Source organism: Streptomyces sp. NPDC003038, assembly GCF_040611115.1.
GTDB lineage: Bacteria > Actinomycetota > Actinomycetes > Streptomycetales > Streptomycetaceae > Streptomyces.
This window is the reverse complement of sequence record NZ_JBEXNN010000006.1, coordinates 20503-32880: the sequence shown is the minus strand read 5'-3', so window position 1 is coordinate 32880 and position 12378 is coordinate 20503. Positions and strand designations below refer to the sequence as shown.

The window sequence follows — 12378 nt, the reverse complement described above, 5'->3', positions numbered from 1 at the left end:
GCGTAGCCGCCGACGCGGGATCGGTCCCAAGGCGTCCCGGAGCCACCGCACGGCATCACTGCGCGGACAGGACGGGCGCGCGCTCACTGGTCGCTCCCCGCGGTGCGGCGCGGCTCGCGGCGGGTCGTGCGGCCCCGGCGGCCCGGAGGACGTGTGCCGGCCGTCGGGCGCTTGCGACGGGGCTCCCGGCGCCGGCGCTCCTCCCGCAGGCACTGCCGCAGCCCCTCGGGGTCGATGCCTTCATTGCAAGCATGGTGGAGCAGCTGTGCGAAGCGGTATTCGGCATCCGCCTCCAGGGCCATCCCGAGCGCGATCCGGGCCGTGGGCTCGTCACCGGTGGACCAGGAGACCCAGCCCGCGAGGGTGAGCGGAGCCGCCGCGTGCTCGCCGTAGGCCCCGACGCACCGCCGGGACAGTGCCCGCCACAGTCGCAGGGCGGGGGCGGCCTCCTCGTCCTCCATCCACTCGGCCGCGATGTCCCGGATCTCGCGGTCCTGGAGGCCGAGGATCAGCGAGGCGGCCTCGTCGTGGCCGAGCAGCGCGTCGTCCCAGTCATCGGCGCACGGGCCACCCTCGACGGGCGGGGCGAGGGTCATGCGCCGGATCAGGGCCCGGGCCAGGGTGATGGTCTCGGCGCCGACCTCCTCCCGGGTGGCCCCGTCGAGGATCTTCGGCACCAGGGTGGTGGCCGCCCGGTCCAGCGCCCGTTCCATCTCGTGTGCCACGGTTCCTCCCAGCGGTGCCAGTCGGCTTTCGATCTCCTTGAGGGAGCCCCGGACCTGAAGCCCCGCGAAGGTGGCAGCGGCGGCCATGACCGAGGTGCCGACCGCGGCCAGCACGGTCCCTTCTGCCGGGCAGCAGCGCTCGTCGGGGCAGCAGTAGGACCAGTACCGGCCGCCGGAGAGGCACAGGGCCTCCAGGACGGGCACGTCCAGCGCTCCGCAGGCCAGCCGGATCCGCTGGGCGAACGGCCGCAGCCGGGTCATCACCCGCTGGCCGCTCTCCTCTCCCCGTGGGTCCTGGCAGAGGAAGACGACGATGCCGTCGGGCTTGCCGCCGCGCCGTTCGCTGCCCCGGACGAGGCACTCGGCGACCTGCCGGGCGGTGTCCTCCCACTCCCCGGGGCTCGTGGGGATGCCGACGCGGAGCCTGCCCCCGAAGCGGCCTCCCTCGCCGTGCACGGCGACCATGACGAGGGAGTCGGTCGGGTGGAAGCCGAGCATGTAGGGCAGCGCGTCGGCCAGCTCGGTCGGGCTGCGCAGGGTGATCTGCGGGTCGATGGCGGATCCGGTCGAGCTGACGGAAGGCCGGCCGGACGGGGTGCGTGATGCGTCGTTGTTCGTCATGTCCCGAAGGTCCCGTGCATGATCCGATCCGGAAACCCCTGTGGATAACTATTTACGATTCAACATCCACAGGTGGTGAGCGGCATTGGCGCAATGTCGGAGGCATCAGGTTGCATGGGGGCATGAACCCAGACCTCAGGTCCTCGGCCGACTCCGTACTAGCCCGTCTCGTGGGTGACCCCACGGGCACCGCTCGGCTGCGTGAGGACCAGTGGCGGGCGATCGAGGCCCTCGTCGCGCACAAGCGCCGGGCCCTGGTGGTGCAGCGCACCGGCTGGGGCAAGTCCGCGGTGTACTTCGTCGCCACCTCGCTGCTGCGGGCGAGCGGCGCCGGTCCCACGGTGATCGTCTCCCCGCTCCTCGCGCTGATGCGCAATCAGGTCGAGGCCGCCGCCCGGGCCGGGATCCGCGCGCGCACGATCAACTCCGCGAATCCCGAGGAGTGGGAGGGGATCCAGGCCGAGGTCGCGGCGGGCGAGGTCGACGTCCTGCTGGTCAGCCCGGAGCGGCTCAACAACCCGGATTTCCGCGACCAGGTCCTTCCCAAGCTTTCCGCCGCGACCGGCCTGCTCGTCGTGGACGAGGCCCACTGCATCTCCGACTGGGGGCATGACTTCCGCCCGGACTACCGGCGGCTTCGGACCATGCTGGCCGACCTGCCTCCGGGCGTCCCCGTGCTGGCCACGACCGCCACGGCCAACGCCCGCGTGACCGCCGACGTCGCCGAACAGCTCGGCACCGGCGCCGGCACCGACGCGCTCGTGCTGCGCGGCCCGCTGGACCGCGAGAGCCTGAGTCTGGCGGTCCTGACCCTGCCGGACGCGGCGCACCGACTGGCCTGGCTGGCCGACCACCTCAAGGAGCTGCCCGGCTCCGGAATCATCTACACGCTCACCGTGGCGGCTGCCGAGGAGGTCACCGCCTACCTGCGCCACCGCGGGCACACGGTCTCCTCGTACACCGGCAAGACGGAGAACGCCGATCGCCAGCAGGCGGAGGACGACCTCCAGGCCAACCGGGTCAAGGCCCTGGTGGCCACCTCGGCCCTCGGTATGGGCTTCGACAAACCCGACCTGGGCTTCGTGGTCCACCTGGGCTCGCCGTCCTCCCCCATCGCCTACTACCAGCAGGTCGGCCGGGCCGGCCGCGGCGTGGAGCACGCCGAGGTCCTGCTGTTGCCGGGCCGGGAGGACGAGGCGATCTGGCAGTACTTCGCCTCGGTCGCCTTCCCGCCGGAGCAGCAGGTACGCCGCACCCTCGACGTCCTGGCCCAGGCGGGGCGGCCACTGTCGTTGCCCGCCCTGGAACCGCTCGTCGACCTGCGCCGCACCCGACTGGAAACGATGCTCAAGGTCCTCGACGTCGACGGCGCCGTGCACCGGGTGAAGGGCGGCTGGACCTCGACCGGCGAGCCGTGGACCTACGACGCCGAGCGCTACGCCTGGGTGGCCCGCCAGCGGACCGCTGAGCAGCAGGCCATGCGCGACTACGCGGCGACCGGCGGATGCCGGATGGAGTTCCTGCGCCGCCAGTTGGACGACGAAGAGGCAGTTCCCTGCGGCCGCTGCGACAACTGCGCCGGCGCCCGGTTCACCGCGGACGTCTCCGCCACGGCACTGGACACCGCCCGTGGCGAGCTCGGCCGCCCCGGCGTGGAGCTGGAGCCGCGCAAGATGTGGCCGACCGGGCTCGCGGCGGTCGGCGTCGACCTCAAGGGCCGTATCCCGGCCGGCGAACAAGCGTCGACGGGACGGGCGTTGGGCCGTCTGTCCGACATCGGCTGGGGCAACCGGCTGCGCCCGATGCTCGCTCCGCAAGCTCCGGACCAGGCGGTCCCGGACGATGTCGCGCAGGCCGTGGTGGCGGTCCTCGCCGACTGGGCGAGGGGCCCGGGCGGCTGGGCCTCGGGAGCGGCGGACGCCCCGTCCAGGCCGGTGGGCGTCGTGGCCCTGCCCTCGCGCAGCCACCCCCAGCTGGTGGGCTCGCTGGCCGCCCGGATCGCGGAGGTCGGGCGGATGCCCCTGCTGGGGACGGTCGCGTACACGGATCAGGTCCCGGAGTTCGGCCTGCCCTCCTCGAACAGCGCCCAGCGGGTGCGCGGCCTTCACCAGGCCCTGACCGTGCCGCCCGCCCTGGCCGCGGCACTGGCGGAGGCGGCAGGTCCGGTGCTCCTGGTCGACGACCGGGCGGAAAGCGGATGGACTCTGGCAGTGGCCTCCCGGCTGCTCCGTCGGGCCGGTGCGAAGGGGGTGTTCCCGCTGGTGCTGGCGCTCCAGCCGTAGCCGAATGCGTCATCTTCGGCGCGGCGGGGCAAGGATATGAACGGCATACCGGCGAATTCCGGTCGGCGGCGCCAATTGCTCGTTGCCGCATGCTCCGGAGCCACGCGAGAATTGGAGTGCTCCCGCTCCGCTCCTCGGCACTCACCTGGGCCGCGCCGCGGCGCGCCCGCACTCCAGCCGTGCCCGTTCGCGGGCGTGTCCCCGAAGGGAGGACCGTGACCTTCGGATTCGCCCCGCCCTCGACCACGTCCCTGACAACGGCAACCGGCGGCGTCAGCCGGCACGGCAGACTGCTGGAGCCCGCCGCATGGACGGCGGCCGGCATTCCGCTGCTGCGCAATCCCCGTGAGGTCGTCAGCGGCCTGCATTCGCGGCACAGTCCCGTGCCCTCCACCGCGGTGATCGCCGTCCTCGGCCCGGAGGAACAGCTCGTGGCGAGCGCATCGTTCGTGCAGCGTTCGGCCTCGGCCGACGGTTGGGAGTACCGCAACGCCCTGCTGTCCCGGCTGCGTCGGGTTCTGCCGCACGACCTGCGTCGACGGAGTCCGGTGCGCACGGCGGTGCTGCTCTACTGCCGCGACGGCGACGAGCGGTGGACCGAGGAGGACGGGGCCTGGATGTGGGGGCTGCGGGACGCCTGCACCCTCCACGGGCTGCGCTGTGGCGCGTACATCACGCTGACCCGCAGCGGCTGGCAGGTGCTGGGCGAGGGCCGGGGCGGGCGTCGGCCCAGCTCGGAGTCGCGGCCGCAGCATCTCGGCGACACCTCGGGCGAGTTCCCTCCGCTCGCCCTGCGCAGCAGCCCCGGCGCGGCCGAGGCCCTGCGCCGGACCGCCGCGCGCTGACCCTCGTACGGCCTGGGCAACAGACCAAGGCGAGGTCAGGTCAGGTCAGGTCAGGTCAAGGCGAGGCGAGGGGCCGGGCCCGGCCTCAGCCACAACAGGCCGTCCGCCACAGCCTTCACGGGTCCCGGCCGGGCACGCGGCGCCGTACGCGGACGGACGTACGGGCGCGGCGCCACGGACACAGCACTGCGGGCGAGAGCGCCGGGCACACGGGGCAGACCGCCGCTCCCCGGCCGATCCCTCCCCGGGCAGGCCTCACAGCCGTACTCCCGGGAACGGGGTACGGCAGGTCAGGCCCTGGGCTTCAGCGGGGCCGGCTCATCGCCCGCCCCGCCCCCCACCCTCGTCGGCAACGGGACGTCAGACGCCCGCACCCAGCACGGAGTTGATCTGCTGCGGATCGCCGCAGACGATCAGCAGCGCACCGGCCCGCGTCAGCGCGGACGGCAGGGCGCCGGCCAGCGCGTCGACCGGTCCGCCATTGGCCGCGAAGACCACGACGGGGCGGCCGGCAGCGCGCTGGGCCTGCGCCGCGTCCGCGTAGAAGACGTCGTCCGCGGCGTCGTGCAGCGCCCAGTAGGCGGCCTCGCCGAAGGACAGCTCGTGTGCGGCCCACGGGTGCGGGTCGCCGGTGGTGAGCACCAGGATGTCGCCGGGCGCGCGCCCGGTGTCGAGCAGCAGGTCGACGGCCTCTTCGGCCGCGTCCAGCGCACCCTCGGCGGAGGCCGGGATCAGCTGGATCTGCGGCGCCGCCGCCGAGACGGACGGCGCGGCGGGGCCTGCGGGGGCTGCTGGGGCTGCGGGAACGGGTCCGGGGGTGGCCTGCGGCGCACGCTGCGCCGGCGGTGCGGGCCGGACGGGACCGGGGCGCCCGGGCCGCGGTACGGCGGCGGGACGCGGACCAGGTACAGGGCGGGGGGTCTGCGCGGCGCGGCCTGCGGCCGGCGTGACGCGGGGACCCTGGGCACTCTCGTGAATCTGAGGCTCCTCGATGGCGGGGGTGAGAGGCATGAGTTGATTTCTATCAAACACCGGTACGAAACGTACCGGCCGGTGGGACGTGGGCGCGATCAGAAATCGAAGCCGAGTTGGCCTCCGTCTTCCAGCTCCATCGATTCCTCGCTGCGGCGCACCTTCTTGAGGTGGCGCCATCGGGGCAGCGTGTCGAGGTACGACCAAGAGAGCCGGTGGTAGGGGGTGGGCCCCAGTTCCTGCAACGCCGCCCGGTGCACGGGCGAGGGGTATCCGGCGTTGTCGGCGAAGGCGAAATCCTCGAAGCCGCCACCTCCGCCCAGTACGGCCATCATCCGGTCACGCCGGACCTTGGCGATGACCGAGGCCGCGGCGACGGCGACGCAGGACTGGTCGCCCTTGATCACCGTACGGACCCGCCAGGGGAGGCCGAGATAGTCGTGCTTGCCGTCGAGGATGACGGCCTCGGGCCGCACCGGCAGAGCGTCCAGGGCGCGGCCCGCCGCGAGCCGCAGGGCCGCGGTCATCCCGAGTTCGTCGATCTCCTCGGGGGAGGCGTGTCCGAGCGCATGCGCCGTGACCCAGTCCTCCAGGACGTCGATGAGGGCATCGCGCCGCTTGGCGGTGAGCAGTTTGGAATCGGTGAGTCCGGCGGGCGGCCGGCGCAGGCCGGTGATCGCGGCGCACACCGTGACGGGACCGGCCCATGCCCCTCGTCCGACTTCGTCGACCCCGGCGATTATCTTGGCGCCGGTGGTTGCGCGGATGGAGCGTTCGACGGCGTGGGTGGGTTCTTCGTACGGCATGGCGCCAGCAAGGTTACGCCGCCCCGGGCCGCGTGCACACCCCGGCCCGGGTCCGGCTCGCGCGGGGACCGCCAGCCAGCCGCCGACCAGCCGCCGACCAGCCGCCGACCGACCGCCCGGCCGACCGCCGGCCAGCCCCGACCAACCGCCGGCCGGCCCCCGCCGCACAACGCCACCCCGCCCGCGCCGCACGCCCGGCGGAGCCAACTCCCCGGCATCGCCGCCCTCCTGCCCTGAGCGGCGGCACCATCACCTCGTCGACCGCTCCCCCACGTCCGGGCACCACCCCATTCGCTCCCGCGTACTTTCGTGCGGTGGGTCGGCATCGCCGCAATCACATCGGCCTGGGACGGAGCATGCGCATCCGGCCGGACGCCACCCCATGGGATTGCCCGGCGAACAAGCGCTCGGATCAGCCCCTCGCCCCGGCTCGTGCCGCAAGGACCAGCGACTCCGCGGAAGCGCTCGCCAGCGGCGTGGTCGCATTCGTGAAGCCGGCCGCGGGGAGTCATACGGCGGCTCCATCCACGGGCGCTCCCCTACGCCGTGTCGTCCAAGTACCGTCCGGCCGACGGGCGGACGGCCCGACGTGCGGACGGGCGGTACTTCGACGACTCCCTAGTCCTCGGTGCGCTCGTCCTCGGTGCGCTCGTCCTCGGTGCGCTCGTACTCGGTGCGCTCGCCGAAGGCGCCGAGGAGCGAGCACACCTCGTACGAGGCCGTCACCGGGCGCTCGCGCAGGATCTGCCGGGCCCGGTATTCGCCCAGGCTCATCGCGTACCAGGGCACGTGGCCGGCCCTCGCCAGGTCGTTGTTGATCCCCCGCAGGGCGCAGGACCTGTGGGGCTCGGGCAGCCGGTCCAGGGCGGGTACGGCGTCCGCCGACAGGGACTGGAGGTACGCCAGGTCGATCTTCTCGTCGTCCTGGTAGCGGGTCACGTTGCGCTCGGCGACCATCCCGTCCGGGGACATCAGGCCGAAGGCGAGGACACCGGCCGCCACGCTCCCCGCGACGGCGCGCGGCAGCCAGCGCGCGCCGAACACCCCGGCCGCCATGATCAGTACGATGACCAGCCCCAGCCACACTTCCATCGCCGCCACGGACACCCGCAGCCGGGTGAGCCCGTACGCATCCACGTAGAGGTCCATGCGGCGCAGCGCGGAAGCGACCACGACCAGCGCCAGCGCGCACAGCAGGCCGAGGACGATCCGTACGAAGCGCCGGTCGCCGGCCCCTGCGCGCGGGGCCCAGCGCAGGGCGAGCGCGATCACCGCGAGGGTCAAGAGGGTGACCCAGAGCAGCTGCCAGAAGCCCTGCCGGGCGTACTCGGCGTAGGAGAGGCGGGTGCTGTCCAGGACCTTGTCGTAGCCACCGAAGAGGACAGCCAGCTGAACGGCGTTGAAGCCGGCGAAGAGGAGGTTGAGCACGACGAGCGGCAGGGCCCATTCCACGCGGGAGCGCGGCTTGCCGGGGGCCACCTTGATCCGGTCCCAGCGCAGAGGAGCCGCGGCGGCGCGGGCGGCGGCGAGCGCGAGGACTGCGCCGAGGAGGAAGAGGAGAATCCGGATCGGGCCGTCGCCGACGGAGACGTCCGGTACCAGGCCCCCGAGCAGATCGGCGAAGGCCGCGTCCGCGGAGGCGAACAGCGTGCCGAAGAGCAGCAGCAGGGCGGCAGCCACGGCGGCCGCCTTGGCCACGGGCAGCCAGCGGTCCTTGTTCACCCCGCCGCGCGAGCGCAGACCGGTCCAGGCCCATCCGACGCCGGAGACGGCGGCGTCGAAGAAGCCGAGCGGGCTCAGCAGGACGCCGGGCCAGGTGCGGCTGCCGTGCAGGGCCAGCGCGCCCAGCAGGACGGCGGCGAGGAGGGCGAGCACGGACGGCCACACGGAGTCGCGCAGGGCGGGTATGGCGAGGAGGGCGACGCAGCCGAGCGCCCAGACAACGGTCCAAGGGCGGGCCGTACGACGGGCCGTGCGGGCGGCGGGGTACGCGGCGACGACGGCGGGCACCACGGCGAGCAGCAGACCCGGACCAAGGCCGTCGGCGAGGAACAGGGCGGCGGCCAGACCGGCGACGAGGGCGGCGACGAGTGTGGCGGTACGGACGGGGGCGGCTTCGGCGGGCCGCACCAGTACGGCCCACGTGGGTGGCGCGGCGGCCCCGGCGGCGGCCCGTTCACGCTGCTGCGGCGCCTGCCAGGCTTGCCAGGCGGCGACGTCGGCGGGCGCCCCGGACGGCAGGCCGGGCCCGGCTACGGCATGACCCGCTACGGCACCACCGGCTACGGGCCGGCCCGGTGCGGGAGCCCCGGCGGGACCGCCGGCCCAGGCAGCGGGCGGCGCCGGAACCGGCGCGGACGCGGTGGCCTCTCGCGCTCCGGGCGGACCGGGCGGACCGGCCGAGGCGGGCGGACCGGGCGGATCGGCCGGGGCGGGCACTGACCCGGCCCCTGCCGGAACCGTCTTCGCCCCTTCCGCGGCCGCGCCCTCCGCCACATCCTCGGCGGAGTCCTCGGCCGCTGCCCTAGCCGCCTGCTCGCTCGCGCCCTCGGTCGCGTCCTCGGTCGCGTCCTCGGCCTCGCCGTGGTCCATCCCGTCGGTGTTTTCAGACATCGGGTTCCCCTCCCCTGCCGGCCGTCCCCGGACTTCCTGGGGCGGCGAAGCGGACAGAGTAGGCCCGTGACGTGCGGTTTCTGCCAGTCGCCCGGGGTGCCTGTGGCAGGACCGTGACAATCCCAACGGGATACACCGTGCCCCGCCCGAGATGACCCCGCCGGCCCGGGACGCCTCGGGACCGCCCGGGCTCCTCCGTCGGCCCGGGACGCCTCGGGACCGCCCGGGCTCCTCCGTCGGCCCGGCGGCACCCGCTAGCGCGCCGCCGCCTCCGGCAGCCAGGCCGGGAGGGCCTCCGTACGCGCCAGCCACGCGGCGGGCAGCACCGACTCCCCACGCCCGCCGAGCACCCCGCCGACGATCGCGCAGGTCGTGTCGACGTCGCCGCCCACCTGCGCGGTGGTCCAGAACGCCCGCTCGTAGTCGTCCAGCGACCGAGCCGCCGACCACAGGGCGAAGGGCACGGTGTCATGGGCGCTCGTCCGCCGCCCGCAGCCCAGTACCGCCGCGACCGTCGTCGCGTCGCCGTAGTCCAGCATGTCCTTCGCCCGCCGCAGCCCGGCGCCCACCGCGCTGCGCGGCACCAGGGCGATCACTCCGTCCAGCAGGTCGGCGGCCTTCGGCGGGCCGGCCGGATCCGCGGCCAGCGCTGCCGCCGCGGCGACCGCCATCGCCCCGCACACGGCCTCGCGGTGCTGGTGGGTGGTGTAGGCGGAGATCTCCGCCTGATGCGTGGCCTGTTCCGGGTCGTCCGCGTACCAGGCGCCCAGCGGTGCGATCCGCATGGCCGCACCGTTGCCCCACGAGCCCTGCCCGTTGAACAGTTCGGCGGCGAGCGTGCGCCAGTCCTGGCCCTCCCGGACCAGGCGCAGCATGCGGTTCACGGCGGGCCCGTAGCCGCGGTCGAAGTCGTGGTGGTGGGCGAAGGAGCTCGCGAGCGCGTCCTGGTCGATGCGTCCGTGCTCGGCGAGCACGGCCACCACGGAGCAGGCCATCTCGGTGTCGTCGGTCCACTGCCACGGCTCGGTGCCGGACGGCACCTCGCGCCGCTTGAGCAGCGGGTAGTTGACGGGGACGAAGTACTGGGAGCCCAGGGCGTCACCCAGGGCCAGTCCTCGCAGACTGGCCATGGCGCGTGCGTAGCGCCGTTCGGTAGAGGAGTCAGGGGTCATCGCGGGTCACTCTAGCCGTCCAGGTCATAAGGCTCCGGTGTGGTCCACCGCTCAAACGGGCGGTCCATCCGGTACCGGCCGTCCGGGCCCAGTACCAGCGCCCGGAATTCGCCGTTCCCTGGGTTGGACAGGGCCTCGAATTCGGCCACCGACCAGTGGAACCAGCGCATGCAGAACAGCCGCATCGTGAGGCCGTGCGTCACCAGCAGCACGTTCTCGGGGTGGTCCGGGGCCTCGAAGCTGCGGTAGAGGCTCTCCAGGAAGGACCCGACCCGGTCGTAGACGTCCGCTCCCGACTCGCCCTGCGCGAAGCGGTAGAAGAAGTGCCCGTACGCGTCCCGGTAGGCCTTCTGGAGTCGTACGTCGTCCCGGTCCTGCCAGTTTCCCCAGTCCTGCTCGCGCAGCCTCGGCTCCTCGCGCATCCGGACCCGGGACGGGTCCAGCCGCAGTTCCCTGAAGGTCTGCAGGGTCCGGCGGTAGGGGGACACGTAGGCGCTGATGGTCTCGTCACCGAAGAGCTCGCGCAGCCGTACGCCGGCCGCCGCGGCCTGTTCGCGGCCCTTGGGTGTCAGCCGCAGGGCATGGTCGGGCTCCCGTTCGTACACCGAGTCGTCGGCGTTACCCTCCGATTCGCCGTGCCGGACAAGAACGATGCGCCGTGGTCGGACCATCCCACGACCCTATTCGGCCATCGGCGGCCCGCCGACCGGGCACGCCGAAACACCCCGGCGATCATCGTACGGTCATACCGTCCAGGAAGGTTCGAGGTCGACGACGTCACCGGTGAGGGCCTCGACGTCGGCCTGGATCTGGGCACGCAGGGAAAGCCGCTCGACCCGCTCCTGCCGGTATTTGCCGTGCTCGGCGGCCGCCTGCCACATCGACAGCACCAGGAACTCCCGGCCGGGGGCCTCCCCGAAGAGCCCCCGGACCATACCGGGAGAGCCCGCCATGGCCGGATTCCACACCTTTTCCTGCATGAGGGCGAAATGGTCGACGCGGCCCTCGCGCACCCGGGTGTGCGCGACCCGGACGACGTCGGCGTCAGTGAAGCGCGGCTCGAATCCGGTCTTCACGTCGAAGCGGTGATCGAAGAGCGTTGCCCGCAGAGCGGTGTAGGTGCCGTTCTGCGCGGCGGCCAGCCGGTCGTGCGAGCGGGCCATGAAGGAGTCGTAGAAGGAACGGCTCTCCCAGAAGGTGAAGACATGCGCGACCCCCTGCCGCCCCCGGCTCCAGCCGCCGCCCTGCCCCCGGAAGCCCGGCTCGCCAGGTAGCCCCGCCCATTTGCGCTGCCCCCGCTCGAACCCGCGTCGGTCCGTCACCGTGCAGCGAATCCACTTGACCAGCACGGCGCCATCGTACGGTCCCGGCGCGGCCCGGGTCAGTCCCCGGAGCGGTGGATCCGCACCAGTTCCGCGCCCTCCCGCAGGGACAGCCCCCTGGACGGCTTCCGAGAAGCGCTGCTGGTGAACCAGCTGTCGTGCGACCTCTGGGCTTCCTCAGAGGCCGGTCCAACGGGCTGTCCGGTCGGTCGTCAGGCGCGGCAGCGCAGCATCTCCAGCGGGGGGTTGGCCTGGAAGTCCGCCCAGAAGTCCGCACCGAACTTGCGCACGCCTGCGTCGGACACCTCCATGGGGACCCAGGTCGCCTCGCTGAAGCCGGCCGCCCCCAGGCTCTTCTCGTAGACCTCGCGGCGCGGGCGGTTGGCGACGAACGAGACCGGCGGGTCGAGCAGCGCCGTGGTCCGGACCTGCGGCCCGGTCTCGGCCTCCTCGCCGGTCAGCTCGGTGCGGAAGCCGTACTTCTCCGGGGTCGGCCCGTCGAACCGGTAGTCGGGCGACTGGCAGAGCACGAAGAACTCGCCGCCGGGCTTCAGGCTTCGGTGCACGTTGCGGCACATCCGCTCCGTGGTGGCGATGTCCTCCGCGTAGTTGAGCAACTGGACCGCCAAGCCGATGTCGAAACGCTGCTCAAAGGGCCGCAGTTCGGCCACGTCCCCCACCTCGTAGCGCACACCCAGCGGGTCACGATCCTCCAACTGCTGTGCCACGGAGACCATTTCGCCGGATATGTCGATCCCGAGCACTTCTCCGGCGCCGCGCCGCCTGAACTCCCTGCTGTAGAAGCCGGTGCCGCACGCCAGGTCGAGGATCGACTTGCCGCGCACGTCCCCGACCATGCTCAGGAAGCTGGGCACCACCGCGTACTGCTCCAGGGGCAGGGCCTTGAACCCCTCGTACGCCTCACCGATCTCGTCGTACTGCTGCATGCTCACAGTGCTGTCTCCCCCACACTTCGTCATGTTCTTGGCCTCGGGCCATCCCCGTCCCCGGGACGTGCCG

10 protein-coding genes are annotated in these 12378 nt (G+C 73.1%); 2 read left to right on the top strand and 8 right to left on the bottom strand.

Annotated elements, in window-relative coordinates:
• Nucleotides 1-83 precede the first annotated feature (83 nt).
• On the bottom strand, nucleotides 84-1346 hold the full coding sequence (locus tag ABZX75_RS09805) for a DUF4192 domain-containing protein (protein ID WP_355409628.1): 1263 nt from the start codon (nucleotides 1344-1346) through the stop codon (nucleotides 84-86).
• A gap of 122 nt (nucleotides 1347-1468) precedes the next feature.
• On the opposite strand from ABZX75_RS09805, the gene ABZX75_RS09800 reads away from it, so the two are divergent.
• Nucleotides 1469-3628, top strand: a complete 2160-nt coding sequence (locus ABZX75_RS09800; protein WP_355409627.1) for a RecQ family ATP-dependent DNA helicase — start codon at nucleotides 1469-1471, stop codon at nucleotides 3626-3628.
• Nucleotides 3629-3843: 215 nt separating this feature from the next.
• Nucleotides 3844-4473 (top strand): hypothetical protein, encoded by a 630-nt coding sequence (locus ABZX75_RS09795; RefSeq protein ID WP_355409626.1) that lies wholly within the window; start codon nucleotides 3844-3846, stop codon nucleotides 4471-4473.
• A gap of 360 nt (nucleotides 4474-4833) precedes the next feature.
• Here the strand turns inward: ABZX75_RS09795 and ABZX75_RS09790 are convergent, their stop codons facing one another.
• From ABZX75_RS09790 to ABZX75_RS09760, 7 genes are all read right to left on the bottom strand, one after another.
• The gene (locus tag ABZX75_RS09790; RefSeq protein WP_355409625.1) at nucleotides 4834-5484 is read right to left on the bottom strand and encodes a hypothetical protein; all 651 of its coding nucleotides are present in this window, start codon (nucleotides 5482-5484) and stop codon (nucleotides 4834-4836) included.
• A gap of 59 nt (nucleotides 5485-5543) precedes the next feature.
• Nucleotides 5544-6251, bottom strand: coding sequence for a ribonuclease HII (locus ABZX75_RS09785; protein WP_355409624.1), 708 nt, complete (start codon nucleotides 6249-6251; stop codon nucleotides 5544-5546).
• A gap of 618 nt (nucleotides 6252-6869) precedes the next feature.
• Complete coding sequence (locus ABZX75_RS09780; RefSeq protein ID WP_355409623.1) at nucleotides 6870-8864, bottom strand: DUF4173 domain-containing protein; 1995 nt, start codon at nucleotides 8862-8864, stop codon at nucleotides 6870-6872.
• A gap of 254 nt (nucleotides 8865-9118) precedes the next feature.
• Nucleotides 9119-10036, bottom strand: a complete 918-nt coding sequence (locus ABZX75_RS09775; RefSeq protein ID WP_355409622.1) for an ADP-ribosylglycohydrolase family protein — start codon at nucleotides 10034-10036, stop codon at nucleotides 9119-9121.
• An 11-nt stretch (nucleotides 10037-10047) separates the two neighbouring features.
• On the bottom strand, nucleotides 10048-10707 hold the full coding sequence (locus ABZX75_RS09770; RefSeq protein WP_355409621.1) for a histidine phosphatase family protein: 660 nt from the start codon (nucleotides 10705-10707) through the stop codon (nucleotides 10048-10050).
• Nucleotides 10708-10779: 72 nt separating this feature from the next.
• Nucleotides 10780-11385, bottom strand: coding sequence for a YdbC family protein (locus ABZX75_RS09765; RefSeq protein WP_355409620.1), 606 nt, complete (start codon nucleotides 11383-11385; stop codon nucleotides 10780-10782).
• A 185-nt stretch (nucleotides 11386-11570) separates the two neighbouring features.
• Nucleotides 11571-12311 (bottom strand): class I SAM-dependent methyltransferase, encoded by a 741-nt coding sequence (locus tag ABZX75_RS09760; RefSeq protein WP_355409619.1) that lies wholly within the window; start codon nucleotides 12309-12311, stop codon nucleotides 11571-11573.
• Nucleotides 12312-12378: the final 67 nt, after the last annotated feature.

What these genes read in the sequence shown, in the direction of transcription:
- ABZX75_RS09805 (WP_355409628.1), bottom strand. Translation starts at nt 1,346, where the DNA reads ATGACGAACAACGACGCATCACGCACCCCGTCCGGCCGGCCTTCCGTC.
- ABZX75_RS09800 (WP_355409627.1), top strand. Translation starts at nt 1,469, where the DNA reads ATGAACCCAGACCTCAGGTCCTCGGCCGACTCCGTACTAGCCCGTCTC.
- ABZX75_RS09790 (WP_355409625.1), bottom strand. Translation starts at nt 5,484, where the DNA reads ATGCCTCTCACCCCCGCCATCGAGGAGCCTCAGATTCACGAGAGTGCC.
- ABZX75_RS09785 (WP_355409624.1), bottom strand. Translation starts at nt 6,251, where the DNA reads ATGCCGTACGAAGAACCCACCCACGCCGTCGAACGCTCCATCCGCGCA.
- ABZX75_RS09780 (WP_355409623.1), bottom strand. Translation starts at nt 8,864, where the DNA reads ATGTCTGAAAACACCGACGGGATGGACCACGGCGAGGCCGAGGACGCG.
- ABZX75_RS09775 (WP_355409622.1), bottom strand. Translation starts at nt 10,036, where the DNA reads ATGACCCCTGACTCCTCTACCGAACGGCGCTACGCACGCGCCATGGCC.
- ABZX75_RS09770 (WP_355409621.1), bottom strand. Translation starts at nt 10,707, where the DNA reads ATGGTCCGACCACGGCGCATCGTTCTTGTCCGGCACGGCGAATCGGAG.